26 protein-coding genes are annotated in these 25,889 nt (G+C 40.0%); 23 read left to right on the plus strand and 3 right to left on the minus strand.

All coding sequences use genetic code 11. The features are described 5' to 3' along the window. The first annotated feature begins 55 nt into the window (after positions 1-55). The 4 genes from BS1321_RS23795 to BS1321_RS23810 all read left to right on the plus strand — a co-directional run bounded on the left by BS1321_RS23795 (position 56) and on the right by BS1321_RS23810 (position 4,373). Positions 56-2,230 carry a DNA topoisomerase III gene (locus BS1321_RS23795; protein WP_063234341.1) on the plus strand — a complete coding sequence of 725 codons (2,175 nt, stop codon included), beginning with the start codon at positions 56-58 and terminating at the stop codon, positions 2,228-2,230. Positions 2,231-2,332: 102 nt separating this feature from the next. Next, entirely contained in the window at positions 2,333-2,761 is a 429-nt protein-coding gene (gene mntR / locus BS1321_RS23800; RefSeq protein ID WP_063234342.1) for a transcriptional regulator MntR, read from the plus strand. A gap of 221 nt (positions 2,762-2,982) precedes the next feature. Then, the gene (locus BS1321_RS23805) at positions 2,983-3,678 is read left to right on the plus strand and encodes a class I SAM-dependent methyltransferase (RefSeq protein WP_063234343.1); all 696 of its coding nucleotides are present in this window, start codon (positions 2,983-2,985) and stop codon (positions 3,676-3,678) included. Beyond that, entirely contained in the window at positions 3,678-4,373 is a 696-nt protein-coding gene (locus tag BS1321_RS23810; protein WP_063234344.1) for an AIM24 family protein, read from the plus strand. The genes BS1321_RS23805 and BS1321_RS23810 overlap by 1 nt, the downstream gene beginning before the upstream one ends. A gap of 108 nt (positions 4,374-4,481) precedes the next feature. Here the strand turns inward: BS1321_RS23810 and metA are convergent, their stop codons facing one another. Beyond that, positions 4,482-5,390 (minus strand): homoserine O-acetyltransferase MetA, encoded by a 909-nt coding sequence (gene metA, locus BS1321_RS23815; RefSeq protein WP_063234345.1) that lies wholly within the window; start codon positions 5,388-5,390, stop codon positions 4,482-4,484. Between the two features lie 168 nt (positions 5,391-5,558). Between metA and BS1321_RS23820 the strand changes: the two genes are divergently transcribed. The 9 genes from BS1321_RS23820 (at position 5,559) to BS1321_RS23860 (ending at position 14,951) form a co-directional block, all read left to right on the plus strand. Next, a complete protein-coding gene (locus tag BS1321_RS23820; RefSeq protein ID WP_063234346.1) occupies positions 5,559-6,092 on the plus strand; it encodes a hypothetical protein in 534 nt (177 codons plus the stop codon). A gap of 78 nt (positions 6,093-6,170) precedes the next feature. After that, on the plus strand, positions 6,171-6,647 hold the full coding sequence (locus BS1321_RS23825; RefSeq protein ID WP_063234347.1) for a glutathione peroxidase: 477 nt from the start codon (positions 6,171-6,173) through the stop codon (positions 6,645-6,647). Positions 6,648-6,787: 140 nt separating this feature from the next. Then, complete coding sequence (locus tag BS1321_RS23830; protein ID WP_063234348.1) at positions 6,788-7,633, plus strand: DegV family protein; 846 nt, start codon at positions 6,788-6,790, stop codon at positions 7,631-7,633. Between the two features lie 53 nt (positions 7,634-7,686). After that, entirely contained in the window at positions 7,687-8,331 is a 645-nt protein-coding gene (locus BS1321_RS23835) for an HD domain-containing protein (RefSeq protein WP_063234349.1), read from the plus strand. Further along, positions 8,328-10,205 (plus strand): ABC-F family ATP-binding cassette domain-containing protein, encoded by a 1,878-nt coding sequence (locus BS1321_RS23840; RefSeq protein WP_063234350.1) that lies wholly within the window; start codon positions 8,328-8,330, stop codon positions 10,203-10,205. Before BS1321_RS23835 ends, BS1321_RS23840 begins: the two co-directional genes overlap by 4 nt. Before the next feature lie 130 nt (positions 10,206-10,335). Next, complete coding sequence (locus tag BS1321_RS23845; RefSeq protein WP_063234351.1) at positions 10,336-11,472, plus strand: conserved virulence factor C family protein; 1,137 nt, start codon at positions 10,336-10,338, stop codon at positions 11,470-11,472. Positions 11,473-11,824: 352 nt separating this feature from the next. Continuing rightward, a complete protein-coding gene (gene ilvD / locus BS1321_RS23850; RefSeq protein WP_063234510.1) occupies positions 11,825-13,495 on the plus strand; it encodes a dihydroxy-acid dehydratase in 1,671 nt (556 codons plus the stop codon). Positions 13,496-13,666: 171 nt separating this feature from the next. Continuing rightward, positions 13,667-14,104: a BrxA/BrxB family bacilliredoxin gene (locus tag BS1321_RS23855; RefSeq protein ID WP_063234352.1), complete on the plus strand. Its 438-nt coding sequence runs from the start codon at positions 13,667-13,669 to the stop codon at positions 14,102-14,104. A gap of 67 nt (positions 14,105-14,171) precedes the next feature. Continuing rightward, positions 14,172-14,951, plus strand: coding sequence for a class I SAM-dependent methyltransferase (locus BS1321_RS23860; protein WP_063234353.1), 780 nt, complete (start codon positions 14,172-14,174; stop codon positions 14,949-14,951). Here BS1321_RS23860 and ggt read toward each other — a convergent pair whose 3' ends face one another. Beyond that, on the minus strand, positions 14,952-16,640 hold the full coding sequence (gene ggt, locus BS1321_RS23865; RefSeq protein ID WP_232522724.1) for a gamma-glutamyltransferase: 1,689 nt from the start codon (positions 16,638-16,640) through the stop codon (positions 14,952-14,954). It lies immediately after the preceding gene. Positions 16,641-17,077: 437 nt separating this feature from the next. On the opposite strand from ggt, the gene BS1321_RS23870 reads away from it, so the two are divergent. The 3 genes from BS1321_RS23870 to BS1321_RS23880 all read left to right on the plus strand — a co-directional run bounded on the left by BS1321_RS23870 (position 17,078) and on the right by BS1321_RS23880 (position 19,648). Beyond that, positions 17,078-17,695, plus strand: a complete 618-nt coding sequence (locus BS1321_RS23870; protein WP_063234354.1) for a YpjP family protein — start codon at positions 17,078-17,080, stop codon at positions 17,693-17,695. Between the two features lie 202 nt (positions 17,696-17,897). Further along, positions 17,898-18,662, plus strand: coding sequence for a TerC family protein (locus tag BS1321_RS23875; RefSeq protein ID WP_063234355.1), 765 nt, complete (start codon positions 17,898-17,900; stop codon positions 18,660-18,662). A gap of 458 nt (positions 18,663-19,120) precedes the next feature. Further along, positions 19,121-19,648, plus strand: coding sequence for a dihydrofolate reductase family protein (locus BS1321_RS23880; RefSeq protein WP_063234356.1), 528 nt, complete (start codon positions 19,121-19,123; stop codon positions 19,646-19,648). Between the two features lie 570 nt (positions 19,649-20,218). On the opposite strand, the gene BS1321_RS23885 is transcribed toward BS1321_RS23880, so the two are convergent. Then, positions 20,219-20,461: a hypothetical protein gene (locus BS1321_RS23885; protein ID WP_063234357.1), complete on the minus strand. Its 243-nt coding sequence runs from the start codon at positions 20,459-20,461 to the stop codon at positions 20,219-20,221. Positions 20,462-20,684: 223 nt separating this feature from the next. Between BS1321_RS23885 and BS1321_RS23890 the strand changes: the two genes are divergently transcribed. The 7 genes from BS1321_RS23890 (at position 20,685) to BS1321_RS23920 (ending at position 25,767) form a co-directional block, all read left to right on the plus strand. After that, positions 20,685-21,395 carry an anthrax toxin lethal factor-related metalloendopeptidase gene (locus BS1321_RS23890; RefSeq protein WP_155726488.1) on the plus strand — a complete coding sequence of 237 codons (711 nt, stop codon included), beginning with the start codon at positions 20,685-20,687 and terminating at the stop codon, positions 21,393-21,395. Positions 21,396-21,453: 58 nt separating this feature from the next. Next, on the plus strand, positions 21,454-22,248 hold the full coding sequence (locus BS1321_RS23895) for a thymidylate synthase (RefSeq protein WP_063234359.1): 795 nt from the start codon (positions 21,454-21,456) through the stop codon (positions 22,246-22,248). After that, entirely contained in the window at positions 22,245-22,730 is a 486-nt protein-coding gene (locus tag BS1321_RS23900) for a dihydrofolate reductase (protein ID WP_063234360.1), read from the plus strand. The genes BS1321_RS23895 and BS1321_RS23900 overlap by 4 nt, the downstream gene beginning before the upstream one ends. 150 nt (positions 22,731-22,880) lie before the next feature. Continuing rightward, positions 22,881-24,149 (plus strand): threonine ammonia-lyase IlvA, encoded by a 1,269-nt coding sequence (gene ilvA, locus BS1321_RS23905; RefSeq protein ID WP_063234361.1) that lies wholly within the window; start codon positions 22,881-22,883, stop codon positions 24,147-24,149. 194 nt (positions 24,150-24,343) lie between these two features. Next, a complete protein-coding gene (tatA, locus tag BS1321_RS23910) occupies positions 24,344-24,535 on the plus strand; it encodes a twin-arginine translocase TatA/TatE family subunit (RefSeq protein WP_034307557.1) in 192 nt (63 codons plus the stop codon). Between the two features lie 85 nt (positions 24,536-24,620). After that, the gene (tatC, locus tag BS1321_RS23915) at positions 24,621-25,367 is read left to right on the plus strand and encodes a twin-arginine translocase subunit TatC (RefSeq protein WP_063234362.1); all 747 of its coding nucleotides are present in this window, start codon (positions 24,621-24,623) and stop codon (positions 25,365-25,367) included. 154 nt (positions 25,368-25,521) lie between these two features. Then, on the plus strand, positions 25,522-25,767 hold the full coding sequence (locus tag BS1321_RS23920) for a DUF2535 family protein (protein ID WP_232522725.1): 246 nt from the start codon (positions 25,522-25,524) through the stop codon (positions 25,765-25,767). Positions 25,768-25,889: the final 122 nt, after the last annotated feature.

Genomic DNA, 25,889 nt, shown 5'->3' on the forward strand with positions numbered 1-25,889 from the left:
TTAAGGTATAATGATAGGGGAAAGATATTTTGTAACGGATTAGGTGAAGATGATCATGAAGCTAATCATTGCGGAGAAACCAGATCAAGGTTCAACGCTAGCGGCTCAATTTAAAACGAAGAAACAGCAAGGCTATATAGAAATCATGCCGAATGAACTTTTTCCCGATGGAGCTTATGTAACTTGGGCCGTCGGGCATTTATGTCAACTCGTTTCGCCGGAAACCTATCATTCAAAATGGAAAAAATGGTCGATGGAAACGTTGCCAATGATTCCTGAGAAATTTCAATATGAAGTGACCCGACAGAAGGCAAAGCAATTCAATGTCGTGAAGACTTTGCTTAGGAAACCGGATGTCGATGAAATCATTCATGCAGGTGATGCCGGTCGTGAAGGAGAATTGATTGTACGCAATATCGTTAATCTATGCAATGTAAATAAACCGATGAAACGTTTATGGATTTCCTCTTTGACCCCAAAAGCGATTTATGAGGGATTCCAAAATCTGAAGAACGAAGAAAAAACCAGGCCGCTCTATTATGAAGCGTATACGAGAGCTTGTGCGGATTGGGTTGTGGGAATGAATGCGTCGAGAGCGTATAGTATTTTATTGCAACAAAGGGGCGTTTCGGATGTGTTTTCAGCTGGAAGGGTCCAGACACCGACTCTCGCTTTGATTGTGAAGCGGGAATTGGAAATTGAGCAATTCAAGTCTGAGCCGTTCTGGGAAGTGTTCGCTGACTTCAAGATGGATGGAAAGAAGTATCAGGGAAAATGGCAGCAGAACAATGATCCGAGAATCAAGACAAAAGAAATGGCTGAAAAAATTGCCGCCTTTTGCAAGGGTAAGGAAGCTGAAATAGCTGAAATGGATACAGAAAGGAAAGAATTTCAGCCGCCTTTGTTATTTAATCTATCGTCACTGCAAGCGACAGTAAACAAGATTTATAAATATTCACCGAAACAGACGCTTGATATTGTACAAAGTTTATATCAAAAAGGGATTGTTTCTTATCCACGTTCAGATTCCAATTATGTGACGGAGGGGGAAGCCGAAACATTTCCCGATATTTTGCAAAAACTAAGTGGATTTTCAGAATATGAATCTTTGTTTCCTTTGCCACAACCGAACATCATGAATAATAAACGGTTTGTAAATGAAAAGAAAGTGACTGATCACTATGCAATTATTCCGACGGAGCAAGTAACTGACCCAAAGCGGCTTTCCGCTGAAGAACGGAATATATATGACTTGGTGGTACGCCGGTTGATTGCAGCCCATTATGAGAAAGCCATTTTCGATTACACCACCATTAAAACGCTTGTCGATAAGCGTGCCGAATTCATTTCTAAAGGCAAGCAGCAGATTCAAGAGGGATGGCGCAAAGTGATTTTCCAAAATGACAAGGATGATGATGATATCATTCTGCCGTCCGTTTCAAAAGGGGATTCTGGAAAGGTCTCCAATATAAAGGTGAAAGAAGGAAAAACCCAGCCTCCTAAGCGCTATACAGAAGGTCAGCTGATCACTTTGATGAAAACTGCCGGAAAGCATCTGGATAATGAAGAGTTAGAAAAGGTGCTGATGAAAACCGAGGGTCTTGGAACCGAAGCAACTCGGGCTGGCATCATTACCATGCTTAAAGACCGTAAATATATCAATGTCAAAAAAAACCAGGTGTTTGCGACAGATAAAGGGAAAGTGCTGATTACTGCCATCGGGGAGAAAATCCTGGCTTCACCCGAGATGACAGCCAAATGGGAACAGCGTTTAAGGGAAATTGGTGAAGGAAAGGCTTCAGCTGGCGGCTTTATGGAAGCTGTTAAAAAGATGTCAGCAAAAATTATCAGTGATGCCGTGGAATCATCGGAAAGCTGGGATTTTCAGGGTCTGGACACCGAGTCGATTCAACGGAGTGGCCCTAAAAAGAGAAGCTCGGCATCTATGGGCAGCTGTAAACTATGCGGTTCTAAGATTGTCGATAAAGGGGAATTCTATGGATGTGTAAGTTATCAAAAAACAAAGTGTAACTTCACTATCTCCAAAAAAATCCTCAATAAGAAAATCAGTCAAGCAAATATAAAAAAGCTGTTGGCGAGCGGTGAAACGGATATGATAAGCGGTTTTATAAAAGGGGAAAAGACCTTTGATGCCATTTTATCATGGTCCGATTCTGAAAAGAAGATCAGTTTTACATTTCCAACAGAACAAAACGTCAAGCAAACTTGAGAAGAAACTTCATTAAAGGCGCCCTGAGACTTATATCTTCTTGTTTCGGGGTCGTTTATATAGTAAAATTTTTAGATATGCGTTTGAATGGGAGGATTCCGAATGCCTACACCGAGCATGGAGGATTACATAGAACAAATTTATTTACTTATTGAAGAAAAAGGATATGCAAGAGTTTCCGATATTGCCGAAAATCTTTCCGTCCACCCTTCTTCTGTTACAAAAATGGTTCAAAAACTTGATCAGGAAAAATATTTGATATATGAAAAGTACCGGGGCCTCGTTTTAACTGCAAATGGGAAAAAAGTTGGTAAAAGGCTCGTATACCGTCATGAACTTTTAGAACAGATGCTAAGGTTGATAGGGGTCAAGGAAGAAAATATTTATCATGATGTAGAAGGTATTGAACACCACCTTAGTTGGAATGCCATCGATAGGATTGGAGACCTGGTTGAATTCTTTGAAGAATCTCCTGACCGTGTCGAGGATTTAAGAAAGATACAAAAAAGAAATGAAGAAAATTCTAAATAAGCTGCCGCGGGCAGTTTTTTTTTATGTATTTGAAAATCATCTGTTTTCTTGAATCGGGCATTGTTCATTTTAAAAATAAGGTGTACAAGGCAGCGGCTTTTTAAAAGAGGATTTTTTAATTATGAGCAGAATAGCTATAAAGAAGCCCCGGTATTTTGATTCGGGAAAATATTTTTCAGGAACTTATTTAATTAGGGGTTAAATGGGAGGGTGAATTTCTGATGAATTTACATACATGGCATAAAGAGTCGGAAAAGGAATGGGATGTTTTTGCACCTATGTGGGTGAAGAATTCGCAAGAAATGTGGGAAACGGGGAGCCGGAAAAACATTATTCCTTTCTTTTCTGAATATGTACCTTCGGGAGTGAAGGTAGCTGACATAGGCTGTGGAGATGGAGTTGGTTCCTTGAAATTGGCCGAAGCGGGATTTAAAGTAACCGGAGTTGATTTATCCAATGTGATGATTGAATTTGCAAAGGGAAAAACCGCTCAACAACCAGAACTTTCTTTTCTGCAAGGAGATTTTTATAATCTACCATTCAAAGATGAAGAAATGGATGCGGCAATGGTCATTAATTCTTTGGAATATACGGGTGAACCATTAACGGTGATGAAGGAAATCCAACGGGTAATAAAGCCTGGCGGCTATGTCTGTTTTGGGATACTTGGTCCAACAGCCGAACCACGAAAAAAATTCAGTTTTCAACGGTTATTAGGAGATAAAGTCATCATGAATACAATGCAGCCATGGGAATTTGAAAAAATGGCTTTAGAAACGGGATGGAAGGCAGTGGCTGATACCGGCGTTGCAAAGAGAGGGGTGGACTATACAAAACTGGGACATTTTTCAAAGGAATTAAAGCAAGCTGTATCGTTCATGTGGCTGTTTCTCCTTCAAAAAGAGGTGGGGCAGTGATGGAGAAGTATCAAATCGATCAATTCGTTGAAAAGACGAAACAGCAGGATAAAGGGCAAGGCTTATTCGAACTTGAAACGGAACGAATTCTGGAGATTAATTTGGAAAAGCAGATCTGGGCAAAAATGGGGACGATGGTTTCTTATCGCGGCCATATTAAATTCGAGCGGGAAGGCATCTTGGAGCATGGTCTTGGTAAACTCTTTAAAAAAGCTTTGACTGGTGAGGGTGCATCCTTGATGAAAGCGACCGGAAGCGGCAAGCTATACGTCGCGGATCAAGGGAAGAAGATTTCTATTTTACAGTTAAATGGTGAATCGATCTGTGTTAACGGAAATGATTTACTTGCATTTGAACCGGGGATTCAATGGGATATAAAAATGATGCGGCGCATTGCCGGGTTATTGGCGGGGGGATTGTTCAACGTAAGGCTCGAGGGGAGAGGCATGGTCGCATTCACTTCCCATTATGAGCCGCTTACTTTAATGGTGGAACCTGGGAATCCGGTCTATACGGACCCGAATGCCACAGTAGCTTGGTCAGGGGAATTGCAGCCTGAATTCGTAACGGATGTTTCATTGAAGTCGTTTTTTGGAAGGGGAAGCGGCGAATCCGTTCAAATGAAATTCGAAGGTCAAGGATTTGTGGTCGTCCAACCTTTTGAAGAGGTATACTTCGGTAATAAGGAATCATGAAACAAACAACCTGAGTCAGAAACTCAGGTTGTTTCCCCATGATAATCGGAAGTGGCTGCCCCAAAAAACGATTCACTTAAAAGTGAAAGCTTCTTTTTTCTTACCCTTTCAATCCCACTCATAAGGGGTTGATTGGTAGACATAATAGTTCAGCCAATTCGAGAACATCAGGCTGCAATGGCTCTTCCAGCGGTGAAGAGGTACCTTGGTCGGATCGTTATCAGGAAAGTAATTTTCAGGGAGTAGCGTATTGATCCCACGCTCCCTATCGCGCTTGTATTCTTCACCAAGGGTATCGGCATCATACTCGAAATGGCCGGTAACCATAATTCTTTTTCCATCAACCGAAGCAGCCATCAATACACCAGCTTGATCGGACTGTGCGAGAACCTTCAATTCAGGATGGTTAACTAATTTTTGATAGTCAATATCCGTATGGCGTGAATGAGGGGCCATAAAATAATCATCGAAACCGCGGACTAGATTTTCATTCGGTTCAAGGACCTCATGGGTGTATACGCCGAAGCATTTCTCTGGAAGTTCGTATTTGCCTATTCCATAATGATGGTACAGGGCAGCTTGTGCCCCCCAACAGATATGTAGGGTGGATGTGACATTTTCGCTTGACCAGTTCATGATATTCTGCAGTTCTTCCCAATAATTAACGTCTGAAAAGTCCAGCTTTTCTACTGGAGCGCCTGTAATGATCAAGCCGTCATATTTCTTCGTGCGAATATCATTAAATGATTTGTAAAATTGATCTAAATGAAATTTACTTGTGTTTTTTGATTCATGTGTGCTCAAGCGCAGGAATGATATATTTACTTGAATGGGAGTATTGCCAAGAAAGCGCAGTAACTGGGCCTCCGTTTTTTCTTTCTCTGGCATTAGGTTTAAAATTAATATATTCAATGGACGGATTTCCTGATTGGTAGCTCTTTCCTCATCCATTACGAAGATATTTTCCTGTTCTAAAATTTCCCTTGCTGGCAGTTGTTCCGGAATTCTGATTGGCATGATTAGCCTCCTTCTTCAAAAATCATAATATTTTAATTATATAGAAAATTATTGAATAGAAAAGCTATTTTAATAATTTCTTATAAATCCCCAAGGAAAAGGCCTGCGAATGGTAAAATGGGAAGATCATGAATACATAAACTATGAAGTTGGAGAGGTGTTTTGAGATTGTTTGATCCTACAGCATTTGAGAACATGAAAGTGGTATTGGAAGGAGCGGTTTACGATCGTGACTTCATTGGAGATATATTGGTCATTAACCGTGATGAGATAGTGAATCTCTCAACCATGTCCAGATCATATAAGATTGAGATGGAATTGAAAAAACCAATCGTGCCTATTTCGATTAGCGGTGCCATTGAGTTACACGCTTCACTCAAGAACCTAAGTTCGGAGTTACTCGATGCCGATAATGATGATATGCATTCGGGCTGCACGGTTAATATTTTCATTTCTTTTCCCAAAAAGCTTGATGAAGTGAATGCGGAACAATTGTTGAACGACCTGGAAAAAATTTGGGGAGATCAGAGAATCATTACAGTGACGACTAGCGATACGGTCAGTAAAAAAATGCTACCCGTTACTTCTTCTATATATAAAGTTTCATTTGGAAGGCTTGTAAAAGAAGAGCAAATGGATGATTTGGAAGACATGGTAGAGTATTTGATTCAATCCATACAAGCAGTGAAGATTTCGGGATGATAGGAAAAGGATAAAAGTTGGTAAACCTACCTTTAAATACGGTAAAATGAATCATCATACTAAAGGGAGAGATCATACATGTCCATTTACGAATTTGAAGTCAATAAAATCAATGGCGAAACCATCTCGCTTGAGGAATATAGAGGGAAAGTGATGATTATAGTGAATACCGCAAGCAAATGCGGTTTTTCGCCACAGTATGATGATTTGCAAAGCCTGTATGTGCAATATAAAGAGGATGGGGTTGTCGTGCTTGGTTTTCCTTGTAATCAGTTTTTGAATCAGGAGCCTGGTGATGACCTGGAAATCGATTCATACTGCAAATTGAATCATGGTGTAACATTCCCGATGTTTGCAAAAGTGAATGTCAATGGAAAGGAAGCCCATCCCTTATTCAGCTATTTGACTGAAAATGCTCCTGGAGTGATGGGATCCAAATCGATAAAATGGAATTTTACAAAGTTTTTGATTGATCGTGATGGAAATATCGTCAGTCGGTATGCTCCTAAAACAAAACCTTTGGAAATGGAAGAGGATTTAAAAAAAATATTATGAAGAAAGATATCGAGTCCAACGGAAGCTTCAGTTGGACTCTTTTTTTGAGGTGAGAAATTTAATGAATGCATCCGTTTTTTTAAGGGGACAGATGGTTGGGATGTTGAATATAATAGAAGACACAAATGAGGGGGGAAACCATGGAACGAATTGCATGGGTAACAGATAGTACGGGAACTTTAGACGAAGAGTTATCGTTGAATGAACATGTATATGTCGTTCCGATGGTCGTCATCATCGATGGGAAGGAATATGAAGATGGCGTCGACCTATTACCTGAGGAATTATACCGGCGGATGAGTGAGGAAAAAATCACCGCCACTACGTCACAGCCCTCGGTCGGCAGATTCCAAGAGTTATATAAGGAGCTTGAAAAACGCTATGATCGAATCATAGCCGTACACCTTTCAAGTGAATTGAGCGGGACCGTTTCCGCGAGCAGGCAAGCTGCACAAATGGTTACGATCCCCGTTGACGTTTTTGATACTTTACTTATTCCCTTTCCAATGCTATTAATCTTGAAAAAGCTCATGCATTATATTGATAATGGTGATTCCATCAATGAGGCATTCGTCAAAACGAGGATGTATGCGGATAACCATGAAACCTATGTATTAATAGGTTCTTTAGATCAGCTGCATCGCAGCGGCAGGTTAACAAACGCACAGTATATACTAGGAAGCCTATTGAGCTTTAAACCCATCATTTCAATCGAAAACGGTCTGCTTCATACTAAATCCAAACCTCGGAACCTTAAAAAAGCGGAAAAACAGATCTTCACTGATTTTCGCAGATCAGTCGAAGCGGGAAAAGTAAAAGAATGCACCATATTATATGGTGCAGTATCGGAGCAGGCACAAAGATGGAAAAAGATGATTTCCGACGAATTTCCTCAAGTGTTGACCCATGTATCCCCACTGGGCAGTGCCATCGGGGTGCATACTGGTGAACAGACGATTGGGATCAGTTGGTTCAATGAAGATTAAAGCACACCATTATTGAGAACCATGGTAAAATAGAAAGGACATGGAGTGGTGAAATGAAACAAAAGATGATTGAATTAACGGAGAAGTATGTATATGACCAATTGAATTCTGATGCCAGCGGCCATGATTGGTTCCATATCGATCGTGTTCGTAAGCTGGCTTTACATATTGCAAAAGAAGAACGAAAAGGAAATGAGTTCATTATTGAATTGGCGGCTCTGCTTCATGATATCCCGGATGATAAACTAAACCAGGATGCCGATGGAGGCTGGAAAAAGCTTGACGTTTGGTTTGATGAAATAAATTTGGATATTGATAGTGTGGATGCCATCAAACAGATCATCCATACAATTTCATATAGTGCAGGGCAGTTGAAGCTTCCTTCGATCGAGGCTGAAATTGTTCAGGATGCGGACCGCTTGGATGCAATTGGTGCCATTGGCATAGCCAGGACATTTGCATTTGGCGGGAAAAAGGGACAACTTATGTATGATCCTTCATTGCCCATAAGGGAAAACATGACCAAGAAGGAATACAGGAATGGCAAAAGTTCTTCCATTCATCACTTTCATGAAAAATTATTGCGTTTGCAAGATATGCTCAATACTTGTACAGCCAAGAAGATTGCAAGTGAAAGGCATGAATATATGGTTGGATTTTTAAAGGAATTTAATAAGGAATGGGATGTACGATTATGAAAGTTTTTAGCATGGAACATGTAATGAAAACTCAAGGGGAAAAGCTGCTTTTTAAAGATGTCTCTTTTTCCATTACCGAAGGGGAAAAAATCGGGATCGTTGGTATAAACGGCACCGGTAAATCGACATTATTGAATATCATCGCAGGGTTGGAAGACAGTGATTTAGGAACGAAGGATCATCCGAATGATTATACGATTTCCTATCTGTCCCAAGATCCGCATTTTGATGAGAAATTGACGATCATGGAATATATGTATGAAAGTTCAACTCCTGTATTTTCATTGATTAAAGAGTATGAAAAGACGCTCGTTCAACTCCAGATAGACCCGCAGAATAGCGCAATACAGGACCGTTTGTTAAAACAGCAACAGGATATGGACACGCTTGGCGCCTGGGATACTAGTGCCAATGCCAGAACGATTCTGACCAAGCTTGGTCTTCCTGATCATTCAAGGAAATTGGGGGAACTGTCAGGTGGCCAAAAAAAACGTGCGGCCCTGGCAAAAACCTTGATTGAGACCCCTGATTTACTGATTTTGGATGAGCCTACGAACCATCTCGATTTCGAAAGCATCACTTGGCTTGAAGAATATTTGGGGAAATACCAAAAGTCCGTTTTATTTGTAACCCATGATCGATATTTCCTTGATCGTGTGTCCAATAAGATTTGGGAAATTGCCCAAACCCAGCTCTTCGAATACAAAGGAAACTATGCGGATTATTTAGAATCAAAGGCCATTCGTGAAGAGAATGAATCGGCTGAAAGAACGAAAAAGGAAAGTCTATTCAAAAAAGAACTGGCCTGGATCCGTAAAGGTGCCAAAGCCCGTACAACGAAACAAAAGGCCAGGATCCAACGCTTCGAAACATTGGAATCAGGTGTAAAGGATAAGCAGAAATCCGACAACCTGGAAATGGAATTAAGCGGTGCCCGTCTTGGGAAAAAGGTACTTGAGATGAGGGATGTCTCTAAATCCTTCGGTGATCGTACCATCATCAACCATTTTTCTTTCCTCTTCAAACCAGGTGATCGGATTGGGATCGTCGGTAATAATGGCAGTGGTAAGTCAACCTTGTTAAATATCCTGGCAGGACGGGAATCTATAGATGAAGGCAACCTGGAAAAAGGGCAAACCGTGAAAATAGGCTACTATACGCAAGAAAGTGTCGATATGGATGAGAATTTGCGCATGATAGAGTATATACGTGAAACGGCGGATTCAATCGCACTTAAAGATGGTAGTTTCATATCGGCTGCGCAGATGCTTGAAAGATTCTTGTTTCCAATGGGATCGCATGGGACGCCAATTCGCAAGCTGTCCGGGGGGGAGAAAAGGCGTTTATATCTCCTTAACATATTGATGTCCGCGCCTAATGTCCTGCTTTTGGATGAACCGACGAATGATTTGGACACGCAAACCTTGACCGTTCTGGAGGATTATTTAGAAACGTTTTCAGGTGTAGTCATTACTGTATCACATGATAGGTATTTCTTGGATAAAACGTGCCATCAGCTTCTTGTTTTCAAGAATAAAGGTGAAATTGATTTCTATTACGGCAATTATTCAGAGTTCTTGGAAGAAAAGACGGAAGAGGCCGTGCCGGTAAAAGTACCGGAACCTCAGCTGAACCGGACCGAAAAGAAAAAGAAAAAACTAACTTATGCGGAAAGCAAGGAATGGGAAGAGATAGAAGGTAACATGGAACGGGCTGAGCTACGCCTGAAAGACATAACATCAGAAATGGCAGCAGCGGGAAGCGATTTTGAAAAAGTCCGCCTGCTGCTTGAAGAAGAAAAGGAACTAACGGATAAATTAGACCATTTGATGGAAAGATGGACGTATTTAGCGGAAAAATTGGAAGAGGAATGAGCGTGGTGACCGGTCCAAGTGAGCAAACTTGGATCGGTCTTTTTTTAGCCAATCTCAATTGCATGAGAATCTGTTGCCGATGTGATAATATCTAGTACATGGAAACGTCTTGTAAAAGGAGAGAAATGCATTGAAAATTAAGTCGATAGAACCTACACCAAGTCCGAATACAATGAAAATCAATTTAACTGAAGAGCTATTAGCTGGTAAAAGCAATAATTATAAGAAAGATCAAGCTGACCAAGCACCCCAGCTGATCAAAGATTTATTTACGATCGAGGGAGTGAAAGGGGTATATCATGTTGCCGACTTCTTAGCCGTTGAGCGAAATGCGAAATATGATTGGAAAGATATCTTGGTCCAAATCCGTCAGGTTTTCGGGGAAAAAACCGAAGAACAAAATCAACAAACGGCATTAAATGAACATTACGGTGAAGTAAGTGTTGCCATTCAACAATTCAAGGGTATTCCGATGCAAATTAAAGCAAGTGATAGCCAACATGAAAAACGTTTTGCCTTACCGGATTATTTCATAAAGGGCATTGCCGCTGCCCAAAAAGAAGATGATAATGTAGTCCTGCTTCGAAAATGGAAGGATTATGGCGTAAGATATGGTGATATGGAAGATATCGTGAAGGAAGTATCGGATGAGTTAATTGCAGCTTATCCGGAAGAACGAATTAATCGGCTAGTAACCGCTGCAAAAGAAATCGTGGATACGAAGGAGGCATTTTTGAAACGACCGAAAATTAAACTGACTGCAGAAATGCTGAATGACGAAAGCTGGGAAAAGCGTTATCAGGCTTTGGAACAAATGGAAGATCCAACAGTTGATGATATTCCAGTATTGGATATGGCACTCTCCGACAGTAAGGTCTCCATTCGAAGGCTTGCGGTTGTATACTTGGGTATGATCGAGGATAGAAAAGTGCTTCCGAGTTTGTATAAAGCATTGAAAGATAAAAGTGCAGCGGTAAGACGTACGGCTGGTGATTGTTTATCCGATCTTGGCTTTGAAGAAGCGATGGGGGAAATGTCTCAATCACTTTCGGATAAAAATAAATTGGTTAGATGGAGGGCTGCGATGTTTTTATACGAAGCGGGGAATGAAACGACCCTCCCTTATCTTAAACAAGCGGAACAGGACCCTGAATTCGAAGTGGCCCTGCAGGTCAAGATGGCCATTGACCGTATAGAAAATGGGGAAGAAGCAAAAGGTTCGGTTTGGAAGCAAATGACAGAATCAAGACAAGCGAATGACAAGTGAGATTTAATGGTGACTTAATGGGATCTAAAATGGTACAGGAAAAAGCATGCGGATGATTTCATCCGCATGCCTTTTTATTTTTGAAGCGGATCTTCAAGTCGTTTGAGATTAGTTCCCCTCAGATGGAATTCAAAAACATTCAAAATGGCCAATTTTTCGATAGACAGAAGTTTTTAGATATAAATTGGATCTCTATTATTTTAGTAAAATGATTTTTGTAGATATTTAGTGTTGAATGGTTGCATTTGTATGTAAATATGTTAGAATTTTTAGAGTATACTAAAAATTATATTATATTGAATCAATAAACATTTAGTGGAAATTGGGGGTACAACAAATGTCTACATCAAATATGAGAAGTGACATGATTACAAAAGGGGTCGATCGAGCTCCACATAGAAGTCTGTTGCGGGCAGCAGGGGTTAAAGAAGAAGATTTCGGTAAACCGTTCATCGCGGTTTGTAATTCATATATCGATATCGTTCCAGGTCATGTCCACCTTCAGGAATTCGGAAAAATAGTGAAGGAAGCGATTCGCGAAGCAGGCGGTGTTCCTTTCGAATTTAATACGATTGGGGTAGACGATGGAATTGCGATGGGTCATATTGGTATGCGGTATTCTTTGCCAAGCCGTGAGATCATCGCAGATTCCGTGGAAACTGTTGTATCAGCACATTGGTTTGACGGTATGGTTTGCATTCCAAACTGTGACAAGATAACGCCGGGAATGATGATGGGAGCACTTCGTGTCAATATTCCTACAATATTCGTAAGCGGCGGCCCCATGAAAGCAGGTAAAGATAAAAACGGTAAATCTCTTTCATTAACATCCGTTTTTGAAGGGGTGGGTGCTTATCAAGCAGGTAATATCAATGAAGAAGATTTGCAGGAAATCGAGCAAGTTGCATGCCCTACTTGCGGTTCTTGTTCAGGAATGTTCACTGCAAACTCCATGAACTGCCTGGCTGAAGGATTGGGACTTGCGCTTCCGGGAAATGGAACGATTTTGGCGGTAGCCGAAGAACGTAAGGAATTCGTTAAGAAATCCGCTAAACAGTTGATGGAGATAATCAAACAGGATATCAAGCCTCGTGATATCGTAACGATTGATGCAATTGACAACGCATTTGCATTGGATATGGCGATGGGCGGTTCTACCAACACCGTTTTGCATACACTTGCATTGGCACATGAAGCAGGTTTTGAATATCCAATGGAACGCATTAATGAAATAGCTAACCGCGTACCGCATTTAGCGAAGATCGCACCGGCATCCGATTATCATATTGAAGATGTACATAATGCCGGTGGTGTAAGTGCCGTCATTAATGAGTTACTCAAAAAACCAGGTGCCTTTAATGGAGACTGCCTTTCTGTCTCGGGTAAAACGCTCCGCGAAAATGTTGCCGGTTGTGAAATATTGGACAAGGATGTTATCCATCCGTTGGATAATCCGCATTCTGAGCGTGGCGGGCTTGCGGTATTGTTTGGTAACCTTGCTCCTCAAGGCTCCATCGTAAAAGTGGGGGCGGTTGACGAATCAGTTGGTGGCTACCACAGGGGTCCTGCCATTTGTTTCGATTCCCAGGAAGATGCACTTTCCGGGATCATTACTGGAAAAGTTAAAGAAGGGGATGTAGTGGTCATTCGTTACGAAGGACCTAAAGGTGGGCCGGGTATGCCGGAAATGTTGGCACCCACTTCCCAAATCGTCGGGAGGGGACTTGGAGCGAAAGTCGGTCTGATCACTGATGGCCGTTTTTCAGGCGCATCCCGAGGCATCAGCATTGGTCATATATCCCCCGAAGCAGCTGAGGGAGGCCCGATCGCCTTTGTTGAAGATGGAGATATCATCGAATTGGATTTGAATAATCGTAAAATCCAATTGGAAATTTCCGATGAAGAATTCGAAAAACGCAAAGCCAATTGGAAAGGCTTCGAGTCAAAAGTCAGGACAGGCTATTTAGCGCGTTATTCCAAACTTGTGACGAATGCCAGCTCAGGCGGAGTAATGAAAGTTTAAGTTAAAAGGATGACTAAAACATGGTGGCAGAATGAAAGAGGATTCTGTCGCCATGTTTCTTTGTGAAGAACAATGAAATTTTACAAAGCTTTAAGCGTCATTTTTGCATATGCTCTCAAGAATATAGTATGATTATACTAATTGAAGAATTGTAACCAAGGAGGTTTTTTTATGTCGATGGCATATGATGAATATATGAAACAAATGGTGAAACCAATGCGTGCGGAACTGGTGCAAGCAGGTTTTGATGAGTTGGAATCCGCTGAAGCCGTTGAAAACTTTATGGAATCGGTAGAAGGTATAACACTTGTGGTCGTGAATTCAGTTTGCGGCTGTGCTGCCGGGTTAGCCCGTCCAGCTGCTACTCAAGCCGTACTCCAAGCAGACAAACAGCCAGATCATTTGGTAACTGTATTTGCTGGCCAAGATAAGGAAGCAACAGCTAAAATGCGGGAATACTTCGATGGAATAGAGCCTTCTTCACCATCCATGGCTCTTTTAAAGGGCAAAGAGGTCGTACATTTCATTCCACGCCATGATATAGAAGGACAGCCAATGGAAGCTATTATGGAAAATTTATTGGCAGCGTTCAGTCAAGTAAATAAGTGATGAAGCGGAATGTCCTGGAAACAGGGCATTCTTTTCAAATTAAAGAGAGTATGAAGGGGTAGGATTCATGTTTGTCACAACAGTAGGAAGAGCCGATAAAGAAACGATGATATTAGCCAAAAGGTTAGCTGAAGAATTACATATCCCCTTTATAGCCCGAAGAAAACGGTCGGTGAGAGATATCCAATCGGAACAGAATGAAGATGATTGCCTTGTTTTTGGTAAAAAGAGGATGGAGTTATATCGATACCAGGAAAAAGAACCATTCTTTTTTCACCCGAACCTGGCGATGATCCGTCTAAAAAGAATAGTTCGCGGCGAAAGTGATCCATTTCTCATTGCCGGAGATATAAATGAAGGGAATTCTGTGCTTGATTGTACCTTGGGCTTGGGCTCTGATGCAATTGTCGCAAGTTTCGCAGTGGGTGAACATGGACAGGTTGTCGCATTGGAAGGAAATCAATATTTGGCCTTGCTCGTGAACCATGGGATGAAGACATGGGAGGATGCAGAAGAAAAAATGATTTCTGCGATGAGAAGAATAGAGGTCATGCAAGGTGATCATTACGAAATTTTGAAAACATTGCCGGATAATCATTTTGATGTCGTATATTTCGACCCCATGTTTGAAGAAACGATTCAGGAATCGAATGGAATCAGAGGACTGACTCATTTTGCGGAAGGTAAGGATTTATCTGTGGAAATAATGAAAGAAGCCAAGCGGGTTGCGCGCAAGAGAGTCGTGTTGAAAGACCATTTTCGCAGCTCCCGCTTTGAGGAATTTGGATTTGAGGTAATAAAGAGAAAAACATCCAGATTCCATTTTGGCTTCATTTCCATCCAGTGATCATGATTTATAATCTGTTTCGTCCAGACCCATGGCACAGCCTTCTCGGCTAGAATCGGCAGCACCATAGTTCGAGCCATCAGGGTTGATTTGTATCGCTTGGACATTCCCTATAGAGTGGGGAACTTCATTAAAAGCGAAGCCCATTGCTTCCAAATGGCCTTTGCTAGTCATATCCATTCCAGGCTCCCATTCAATGTGAGGGCCCATTGGAGTGAAAATTCTAGGTTCTTCGATGGCTGCTTTCAAATCCATTTTTAAATCGAGGACATTGATGATCGTTTGTACGACTGAACTGATGATGGTTGGTCCTCCAGGTGAACCTAACGTCAAGATCGGCTCGCCGTCTTTAAAGATGATGGTCGGGCTTTTACAGCTGACGGGGCGTTTATTGGGCTGCACTTCATTCATGCCGCCTGGAATGGAATCAAAATCAGTCAGTTCGTTATTCAGCATGAAACCATAGTCGGAAACCATGATGCCTGATCCGAATGGATGTTCCACTGTAGAAGTGCATGCTGCGATATTGCCCCATCTGTCACGGACAGTGAAGTGTGTTGTTTCACTGATATCTTCTTCATTAGGCTGCGGAATGACTTCCCTTTGTTGCACGGAATCATAAATCCAAGGGTTTCCGAAGTCAATGGCATTATTCCTTGCTTTGAAATTAATGAATGAGCGGCGTTTAGAAATATACTCATCATGCATGAGACCTGCCAATGGCAATTCGGCAAATTCAGGATCAGCGAGAAATGCCTTTTTGTCTGTAAATGCCAGACGCATCGCTTCTGCTATTAAATAATATTTTTCCCAAGAACGGACGTCATATTGTTCTAAATGGAAGCTCTCCAATATTTTCAGGATTTGGATGACCGTGAATCCGCCAGCACTTGGGGCATTTGATGATGCAATTCGATAATCCTTATAAGTCCCATATATTGGTACATCGATTGTGGCTTTATAGTCTTTTAAATCAGAAAGCTCCATGAACCCTCCAAGTTCCTGTATACATGAAATGATGCCCTCTCCGATTTCACCTTCATAAAAAGCGGAAATTCCTTCACGTTGTAAAATCCGATAGGTATTCGCCAGTTTTTCTTTTATCAGCAAATCACCGTCCTGATAGGGTTTTCCGTTTGGCATGAAGAACTTACGCGCTTCATCGCCCAATCGATATTCAAAATTTTTAAGAGCATCGCAAAGAACCCAATTGACGGGAACTCCTTTTTCTGCAAATTCAATGGATGGCTCGATAAGGTCTGCTAATGGCTTGCTTCCATTTTCGGCGAGTGCTTCATCCATAGCTTTCAGTATTCCGGGAATGCCAACAGCTGTAGCTTTGATTGATCTTTCTTTAAATGGGATGACTTCACCGTTTTCATCAAGAAACATGTCTCGATGAGCGGCTTTAGGTGCCCTTACATGGCCATCGTATATTTTCGTTTCCTTATCTTTAGCGTTATATACCATAAGGAAACCACTTCCGCCGATACCAGTCATCATGGGTTCCACAATATTTAGGGCAAATTGGATGGCGACCGCCGCATCGACAGCATTTCCACCTTCACGTAATATTTTTTCCCCTATGGAAGTGGCTACGGGATGAGCTGTAACGACCATTCCGGCGTTTCCTGTCGCTGTTTCCCTTTTGTAATCTTTATCTTTAATGTTTTCATTGTTGTTTTCCAAAATGATTCCTCCATTATTCAGTCCTTTTATTTGCCAAAAGGAAAGGCTTATGTTTGAGTGAAAAGAAAACCTTGTCATTGTAGAAAAATGACAAGGTGATTTTTCGTAGGTATTCATTTATTCTTAATCAGCAAATGATAAATATACGAAAAATGCTAATGTTACAAGACATAAAGCCACCATGGCAGTCGAAGCCATATAAGACCCCTCCTTAAAAAGACTTGAATCTAATTAAGTTCTCCAAAAATCGTCAAAATCCTTCATAATAATGTAAAATTGCTGATATTTAATGAAAAAGTTCGGGTTCATAAGGTTTATATAGGTATTTATCCTTTTTTTTGATTTTTAAAACATGGGTAACTATATATTCGTAATTACCAAAAAATAAAAGTATACTAAATATAAAGACAATACAAAAAAAGGAGGGGGAGTGTGAGTTGAAAGCAGCAGTTTGGTTTAGGAAAAGTCTTGTCATTTTAGTATCCGTTTTGACGTTTGGTCTTGTCACTCCTTCAGATCTGGCGTGGCTTGCGGAAGCCGATTCGTTAAAGGATACTAAAAAAGGGTTAGTGGAAGAAGAGGGATTAGCCTATCTTCCTTCGCAGAATTCAACTGAACTGGCAGAAGAATTCAACCGGGAAGAATTTTTATCGGGCATTCTGAATAAGGCAGAGGAAAACGCATTTATGAAATTTGGCGATAAGATTAATCCTAAAATTGGCGATGAGTTCAAAATGGCCATATTACCAAAAATGGAAGAAGCCATTACAGAAATGGCTGCTCAATTTCCAGATGAAAAATTACAGCAATTAACCATCACTGAGCAGCCGAGTGCGGGAAGGGCCGAGAAAATATTTCATATTTATGATTCCAACAGCGGCAAGGATATCATCAGATTCCATGTCAGGCAGGAAAATCCTCCACTTGAAGGATATTGGTTCGATTTTCACTATCATACCTATCATGATTCATTTGCCACCCATTATAATATAGGGAAAATATATTGGGATAAAAATACGCCGCCAGAGTGGACGAGTAAACAAAGGCTCTCATAGTGGTTGGTTTCGTTGATTTCATTTAAGTGTAAGAGTATGATGAAATGAAAATGAATTTTTAATAAGCATCGAATGATACGTTGTCATGCAACGTATTTATTTTGTGTTTAAAATAAAAGTAGACTTTTTATCATAACGGGGAACAATGTTATTTTAAAAGGTTTTCTAATTTTGCTGTTATAGTAGCAGAGGAGTCTTTATCATGTCAGAGTTGTTAGATAACATCATACAAACGTATGCTCAATTTTTTGACTGGCATATGTGGGTGGAGGTTTTATCCGACCCGGTGAGCTGGGGATTGATTGGAACGCTCGTATTAATGGAAGGATTGCTATCGGCGGATAACGCTTTGGTATTAGCTGTAATGGTCAGGCACCTTCCGGAAAAACAACGGAAAAAAGCACTTTTTTACGGTTTATTAGGTGCTTACGCTTTTAGATTTATAGCGATTGGAATCGGTGTTTTCCTCATTAAACTTTGGTGGGTGAAAGTGATTGGAGCTGCCTATCTTGGTTGGCTCTCATTTAAATACTTTAGGGATAAAAGAAATAAACAAGCTGATGAAGATATCCAGGGAATGAGTAAAAACAGCTTACTGATCCGTATGTTTGGTGCATTTTGGGGAACGGTTGCAGCAGTGGAATTGATGGATATAGCATTTTCCGTCGATAGTGTCTTGGCCGCATTCGGGGTGAGTGAAAAAGTCTGGGTCCTTTTGACAGGCGGAATGATTGGTGTCTTGATGATGCGGGGAGTGGCGGGGTTATTTCTAAAATTGATAGATAAGGTTCCTGAATTGGAAACTGCCGCATATGTCCTTATCGGATTCATTGCAATAAAAATGTTAATGGCCGTTGCTGGAATCGAAATCCCGCCTGCAATCTTTTTTGCCTTTATTTTGCTGATTTTCGGCACCACGATCGTATTTCATTTGAACAAAAGGAAAAAGCTCAAGGAACATGGTTGAGCACTATTTAAAAAGCTGTCATCAAAAATGATGTCAGCTTTTTGTTAACTAAAGGGTTCGGAATGGTCTCATCCCGATCCACTTTCACGATTTTTTTGTTATTTCTCTTAATTAGACCTCTCCAATTTTGATTTTTACCATTTCTCAATCTCTCCATGTCCAGTTAGTATTTTCTTTAATTTCATGGCAGCAAAATCAGCATCGCCTGCATGTCCAATTTTTAAAGTCTTTTAAAAGTCGTCCAACCGCATGCCATTTTTTTCTTTTGCATTAGCGAATAAAAGTGCGGCTTTATCATGAACTAACGACGCAGGTTAGTGAAAGAAGGAGAATTAAATTTAGTGAAGAATTAATCTTGTTAAGATTGGTATCTTACCTGGAGGAAGTATCAATGGAATTAAAAGATGGTTTTTATGAAGAAATATCAAGTTTATGTTCCGAGGGGGATCAGTTGGTTGATGAAAAAACAGCGTAACATTATTTTATACATTGGTACTTCAATTGATGGCTATATTGCAAATGATGATGGTACATTAGAGTGGTTAGAATCAACAGAAGTAGAAGGAGATTCTGGCTACAATTCACTCCTAGAAAGAATTGACACTGTTGTTATGGGAAAAGGAACTTATGATGTCATTCGTGGATTTGATATGAATTATCCTTATAGTGATTATAAAAATTATGTATTTTCTAAATCTGTTAGTGGATCAGATGAATATGCTTCATTTATTGATGAAGATGTCAAAACTTTCATTAATAATATAAAACAAAAGCCTGGTAAAGATATATGGTTAATTGGTGGAGGAGTCTTAGCTCGTGAATTTTTTAAAGAAAATTTAATTGATGAATTCCAACTAGCCATTGCACCAATTATTTTAGGGAAAGGAATCTCCCTTTATATCGGAGATGATATTACTCTAAAATACACATTAACCAAAGTTGGGAAATTAGGTCAACTTGCTATGCTTCATTATATAAAAAAATAATTTTCATCATCGTTCCTTTTTTTAGTAGGGGAAGATTTTTTTCTTTTTAACTATATTTTTTACTGAAAACCGTTCGAAAAATTAATAGATGTTTATATAACTAACGGTGAGCTTTAGTACAATAAGTTAATAAAGATAAATATGAAGTAGAGCCAGTTTAAAGAACTGTGCTTCAGTTAGTAGACAAAAGGGGTTCGGAATTAAAAAATTCCGAACCCCTTTTGAAAATCATTTCAAGTTGATCTCGCTGAATAGAATCATGTTTAGAAAGCATCCTCATCACCTCAAGTTTTAATAATTCTATTTCAAAAAAATAAAGACTTTAGGCAAAAGGGTTCAATCTAAAAGTTAAAACAAAGTTGATTGGAGCGGAAGGTGCGAGACTCCTGCGGGAAAAGCGCGTCCAGGGAAGACCCCGCAGGCGCAAAGGCGCCGAGGAGGCTCCCGGACCGCCCGCGGAAAGCGAGTGCCTGGAGCGGAAATCAAAAATTGTACACCCATAAAAAAACTGTAGGCAAACTCGATTTTCATCGAGTTTGCCTACAGTCAGTGCTGACATCAAATATGATGTCAGCTTTTTTCTTGGAAAATATCAAATATTTGAAGAAGGGCTGTAAATGTAGTGAAGAAAAGCAAAGGCAATAAAAAGTTAAGCCAGAGAGAATGCAGTAGCGGGTGCAGCAGTATGCCAAAGAAAATGGAGAACAGAAAAAGGTCGAGAATGATAAACACTTTTAAACTGTAAATATCAAGGACTTCTTCAGCAAGTTCACGGGACTCATTCAATATGGCTTTTTTATTGTTGGTTTCCATGCGATCACCTTAAACCTTTTACGATTATATACTGTTGATATATGAAAAGAGCGGATTAATGGTTCTTCTCCTAATGAATGTGCAACCGAAATTACCAAAAAAACATACAGTTTTTACATTAGTTCAATATGTTATACTAATATAATAGTATGAAAGGTTTAGAGATTTTAAATTACATATATTTTCTTAACAATAATGAGGAACAATGAAAGGGGAGAAAAGTGTGAAAAGGAAGAAATGGTTATCCATACTTGCATTATTTGTCTTTTTACTCTCAATGCTCTCCTATTCATTAGCGAAGGGTGAAGGGGTAAAATGGCGGAATCTACCCAAAGATAATCTTTTAAGACAAGCTGAACTTTTTAAGGGAAATAAAGAATTGCAAAGAATATTTTTATTTCCAGAAGATGAGTACGATGAAAGGGAAGCACTTAAAATTGCTGGAACCATTAATAAACTGCCTCATTCCCTTTTGGTGAAAACTGCTGAAAGTGGTGTGAGAATCAAACTATTCGATGGTGATTTAACAGAAAATCAATCCGCGGCCAAATTAAAGGGGAAAACTCCGCGTGGTTATTTGAATAAAGAAACAACTTGGGATGATGTGCCTGGTATGGGCGGTTCACATACGGTATTGGTTAAAATCGGAGCAAGTGACAAGGGCAACGGGCATGGCTCCGTTAATTTGGAACTGCATGAGCTGGGGCATTCAATTGATAATATAGTGTTTGATGGAATCCGTGAAGACATGGATTATTTGAAGATTTGGGGGAAGGAAGTGGATGGGCTGTTTCCTGGACAGACGTATTTTTCCAATTACCCTGAGGAATACTTTGCAGAAACGTTTGCCATGTTTTATGTGAACAATGAACAAAATCAATTGCTTAGACAAAAAGCACCCAAGACTTATAATTTAATTAAACAATTAGATTAAACATTGGGCAATAATACGTTAAAATAAAGGAGAATGAAAGTAGAAAAGGTGGTTTATCATGAAGCAATATTTAGATTTATGTAAGCATGTACTCGAAAATGGATCGCAAAAAGGTGACCGTACGGGAACAGGAACGATCAGTACCTTCGGATATCAAATGAGATTCAATTTAAAAGATGGATTCCCAGTACTTACAACGAAAAAGGTTAGTTTAAAAGCGATTATCCATGAACTATTATGGTTTTTGAAGGGTGATACAAACGTTGGCTACCTTCAGGAAAACAGCGTGCGCATTTGGAATGAATGGGCTGATGAAAAGGGGGAATTAGGTCCGATTTATGGTCATCAATGGCGTTCTTGGGGAACGGCCGATGGAAGGCAAATCGACCAAATCAGTGAATTGATCGACCAAATCAAAACGAATCCAAATTCACGAAGATTGATAGTCAGTGCTTGGAATGTTGGGGAACTGGACGAAATGGCCTTGCCGCCTTGCCATGCTTTCTTTCAATTCTATGTCGCTGATGGCAAGCTTTCATGCCAGCTATACCAACGTTCAGCGGACGTCTTTTTAGGTGTTCCTTTTAATATAGCTTCGTATGCGCTCTTAACGATGATGATCGCACAGGTGTGTGATTTGGAAGTTGGCGAATTTGTACATACTTTTGGGGATGTCCACATCTACTCTAACCACCTTGAACAAGTGGAACTTCAGTTGACTCGTGATCCCAAACCATTGCCAATCATGAAAATCAATCCAGATGTGAAAAATATCTTTGATTTTAGCTTCGAGGACTTCGTTCTGGAAAATTACGAAGCCCATCCCCATATAAAAGGTGAGGTGAGCATATGATATCGTTGATAGTGGCTATGGATCAAAATCGTGTGATAGGTAAAAACAATAAACTGCCATGGCATTTACCGGCAGATTTGCAGTATTTTAAACAAGTGACGATGGGCCATCCGATCGTCATGGGCCGAAAAACATTTGAATCGATCGGCAGGGTCCTGCCTGGCCGGGAAAATGTCATCGTTACCCGCAATCAGGATTTTAAAGCGGAAGGCTGCGTAGTTTTACATGATATTGCCCAAATCAAAACGTTTGCAGATAACCATGATGAGGAAGTCTTCGTGATTGGCGGAGCCGAAATCTTCAAGGAAATCCTTCCTTTTACCGACCGTCTGTATATAACGGAAATTCATGAAACCTTTGAAGGTGATACTTTCTTTCCCGTGATTGATGAAAATGAATGGGATAATATCTCCTCAAACCCAGGCAGCATCGATGAAAAAAATCGATATGCACATGATTTTATTATTCTACAAAAAAAATAAAGTGCTAATCCGATTATGGTGAAATGACCATAATCGGATTTTTTTGGTATGGAACAAACAAAAGAAAGAATTTTTAGAAAAATCAATTACATTAATAACATTAAAGTGCTATAATGATTGAATTCATTAGGAAGGAAAAGAGGGATTGTTATGAATCAGACTGCATCTAAGAATAGGGGGATTCAATTGGAAGATATTCTAATTGCCTATAGAGAACTGAAAGAAATCGTTTTACATACTCCTTTACAAAAAAATCAGAGGCTCTCTGAAAAATATGATTGTAATGTTTATTTAAAACGCGAGGATCTACAACACGTACGTTCCTTTAAATTAAGAGGGGCTTACTATAAAATGAAAAGCCTGACCAAGGAAGAAACGAAGAATGGAGTCGTTTGTGCCAGTGCAGGAAACCATGCACAGGGAGTTGCTTTTTCCTGCAGCCAATTGGGTATTCACGGGAAGATTTATATGCCTGCTACAACTCCAAGGCAAAAAGTCGATCAAGTTCAGTTATTCGGAAGGGATAATGTGGAAATCATTCTTATCGGAGATACATTCGATGATGCATTTGCCATGGCGATGGAATGCTGTGAAAAAGAAGAGCGTTCCTTTATCCATCCATTTGACGATGAAAAGGTAATCGCCGGGCAGGGTACAACGGCTGTAGAAATCCTGAATGATTGTGAAGATGGAATCGACTATGTATTTGCCGCTATGGGCGGTGGCGGTTTAATGGCCGGAGTATCGAGTTATTTCAAATCGGTTTCCCCAAAAACGAAATGCATTGGAGTGGAGCCGCAAGGTGCTGCTTCGATGGAATACTCCTTCAAGGAAGGAAAAGTTTCAGAACTTGAAAACATAGATACATTCGTTGACGGAGCAGCTGTCAAGTGTGTGGGACAGTTGACATATCAGCTTTGTAAGGAAAACCTGGAAGATATCGTTGTCGTACCTTCAGGCCAAATCTGTACGACGATTCTCGATTTATATAATCAGCATGCGATTGTCGCTGAACCGGCAGGGGCTATATCTGTAGCCGCGTTGGATTTATACAAAGAACAAATCAAAGGCAAAACGGTTGTTTGCATGGTCAGCGGAGGGAATAACGACATTGGGCGTATGCAGGAAATTAAGGAGAAATCCTTATTATATGAAGGGCTGCTTTATTATTTTATCGTGAATTTTCCACAACGTGCTGGAGCTTTAAGGGAATTCCTTGATGAGGTGTTAGGACCGAATGACGATATAAGCCGTTTTGAATATACGAAGAAAAATAATAAAGAAAGTGGGCCGGCCCTGGTTGGTATAGAGCTAAAATATAAAAATGATTATGAAGGGCTCATTCAAAGGATGAACAAGAAAGGATTCTCTTTCGTAGAGGTCAATAAAGACAGTAATTTATTTCACTTATTGATTTAATCATGGACAAAATGTTAAATTAGGATAGAATAATACCTATGTATTTACATTTTATTCTGCCGGCCCAGTCGTATATGGGCATACTGTCGATAATTGTTACCATTCTATGACGAATTGCCAGTTCCCTTTCAATTGGTTGGAAATGGTATTATAATCGGAGTAGGTCTAATTACAACACCAAAGGGGATGTATCCATGTCGAACATTGGAGTACCTGGTCTAATTCTCATCTTAATATTGGCTTTAATTATCTTTGGTCCGAAGAAACTTCCAGAAATTGGCCGTGCTTTTGGACAAACGCTTCGTGAGTTTAAAAAGTCCACGAGTGATTTAACAAAAGGTGATTATGAAGAGGATAAGAAGCTACAACAAAAAAATCATGAATGATTGAATGCTGGGCGTAAGATGGAATCGTCTTGCGCCTTTTTGCTGGAACAAAGATACGGATTTTCAGATGAAGGCGTGATCAACTTTGGAAGATAAAGAATTAAATATCATCGATCATCTCGATGAATTGAGAAAACGGCTCATCATAACGGCTGTTGCTTTTGTCATCTTTTTTATCGCCAGTTTTATTTATGTTGAGGAGATTTATAATTGGTTCGTGAAAGATCTCGATTTTGACCTGATGGTATTGGGACCGAGTGATATTATCTGGATTTACTTTATGCTTTCAGGTGTCGTAGCCATTGCGGCAACGATACCGGTAATTGCTCTGCAAATCTGGTTATTCGTTAAACCCGCTTTGATGCCAAATGAAGTAAGGGCGACCCTTGCCTATATTCCAGCACTTTTCCTGCTTTTTATCGGAGGGCTTGCTTTCGGTTATTTTGTCATCTTCCCGACCATTCTTCAATTTTTGATTGAATTGGGCGATGGGATGTTCATAACCAGTTTTACAGCGGATAAGTACTTTTCATTCGTATTTAATATGACGATACCTTTTGCTGTTTTATTCGAGCTTCCAGTCGTTACCATGTTCTTGACCTCACTTGGCATAATTAATCCTTATGTGCTACAAAAGTTAAGGAAATATGCATACTTTGTACTGGTTGTCATAGCGATATCGATTACGCCGCCTGACTTTATGTCAGACTTTATGGTGATGGTTCCACTGCTGTTATTATACGAAATCAGTATTTCTTTATCTAAAGTCGTCTATAAACGAAGGGTGAAACGTGAAAGCTTGCGGGAAGGCACCTACGAGGAAGGTTTATAAAGAGAAGCCCATAATGGCATTTTGCCCTTATGGGTCTTTTTTTTTAAGAAAGTCAATCTGATTTATCTGTTTTTTTACACATTTGAATATTTATACTTTTGGATTTATTGTGTATAATATAAGCAATCGGTAAAAAATGAGGATTGATATTTTGATGTTCAAATGCTTGGAATTCAAAGATTGTTTTGGACATAAGGTCACAATTTCAGAAATACCTGTCTTACTGCCTAGTGATCCGAATTTTTTTATGTTGGCCGCGCGTTTGGAAATATTTGTTAAGAAGGTTTTTGCCAATAAAGATCATAAAGAAAATTACTCATTTAAGCATTATTTAGCATCTGTACTCAAATGGCCCGTTTATAACAAGCTTTTTTTTGGAAGTTTACTCAATAATGCTTAATGCGGACTGTTCCATAGCTAACTTCTCCGTTAAAGGAGATGACACGAATGCCATGAAGTTACGAATAAATCGGCATGTGTTCAGGTTAGCTCCATGGAACGGTCTTTTTTTGTGTAATCATT

Source organism: Peribacillus simplex NBRC 15720 = DSM 1321 (assembly GCF_002243645.1).
Classification (GTDB): Bacteria; Bacillota; Bacilli; order Bacillales; family DSM-1321; genus Peribacillus; species Peribacillus simplex.

Excerpts from the sequence above, each read along its gene's own strand:
- BS1321_RS23795 (WP_063234341.1), top strand. The coding sequence starts at position 56 with ATGAAGCTAATCATTGCGGAGAAACCAGATCAAGGTTCAACGCTAGCG.
- mntR (WP_063234342.1), top strand. The coding sequence starts at position 2,333 with ATGCCTACACCGAGCATGGAGGATTACATAGAACAAATTTATTTACTT.
- BS1321_RS23805 (WP_063234343.1), top strand. The coding sequence starts at position 2,983 with ATGAATTTACATACATGGCATAAAGAGTCGGAAAAGGAATGGGATGTT.
- BS1321_RS23810 (WP_063234344.1), top strand. The coding sequence starts at position 3,678 with ATGGAGAAGTATCAAATCGATCAATTCGTTGAAAAGACGAAACAGCAG.
- metA (WP_063234345.1), bottom strand. The coding sequence starts at position 5,390 with ATGCCAATCAGAATTCCGGAACAACTGCCAGCAAGGGAAATTTTAGAA.
- BS1321_RS23825 (WP_063234347.1), top strand. The coding sequence starts at position 6,171 with ATGTCCATTTACGAATTTGAAGTCAATAAAATCAATGGCGAAACCATC.
- BS1321_RS23830 (WP_063234348.1), top strand. The coding sequence starts at position 6,788 with ATGGAACGAATTGCATGGGTAACAGATAGTACGGGAACTTTAGACGAA.
- BS1321_RS23835 (WP_063234349.1), top strand. The coding sequence starts at position 7,687 with ATGAAACAAAAGATGATTGAATTAACGGAGAAGTATGTATATGACCAA.
- BS1321_RS23840 (WP_063234350.1), top strand. The coding sequence starts at position 8,328 with ATGAAAGTTTTTAGCATGGAACATGTAATGAAAACTCAAGGGGAAAAG.
- ilvD (WP_063234510.1), top strand. The coding sequence starts at position 11,825 with ATGAGAAGTGACATGATTACAAAAGGGGTCGATCGAGCTCCACATAGA.
- BS1321_RS23855 (WP_063234352.1), top strand. The coding sequence starts at position 13,667 with ATGTCGATGGCATATGATGAATATATGAAACAAATGGTGAAACCAATG.
- BS1321_RS23860 (WP_063234353.1), top strand. The coding sequence starts at position 14,172 with ATGTTTGTCACAACAGTAGGAAGAGCCGATAAAGAAACGATGATATTA.
- BS1321_RS23875 (WP_063234355.1), top strand. The coding sequence starts at position 17,898 with ATGTCAGAGTTGTTAGATAACATCATACAAACGTATGCTCAATTTTTT.
- BS1321_RS23880 (WP_063234356.1), top strand. The coding sequence starts at position 19,121 with ATGAAAAAACAGCGTAACATTATTTTATACATTGGTACTTCAATTGAT.
- BS1321_RS23885 (WP_063234357.1), bottom strand. The coding sequence starts at position 20,461 with ATGGAAACCAACAATAAAAAAGCCATATTGAATGAGTCCCGTGAACTT.
- BS1321_RS23895 (WP_063234359.1), top strand. The coding sequence starts at position 21,454 with ATGAAGCAATATTTAGATTTATGTAAGCATGTACTCGAAAATGGATCG.
- BS1321_RS23900 (WP_063234360.1), top strand. The coding sequence starts at position 22,245 with ATGATATCGTTGATAGTGGCTATGGATCAAAATCGTGTGATAGGTAAA.
- ilvA (WP_063234361.1), top strand. The coding sequence starts at position 22,881 with ATGAATCAGACTGCATCTAAGAATAGGGGGATTCAATTGGAAGATATT.
- tatA (WP_034307557.1), top strand. The coding sequence starts at position 24,344 with ATGTCGAACATTGGAGTACCTGGTCTAATTCTCATCTTAATATTGGCT.
- BS1321_RS23920 (WP_232522725.1), top strand. The coding sequence starts at position 25,522 with ATGTTCAAATGCTTGGAATTCAAAGATTGTTTTGGACATAAGGTCACA.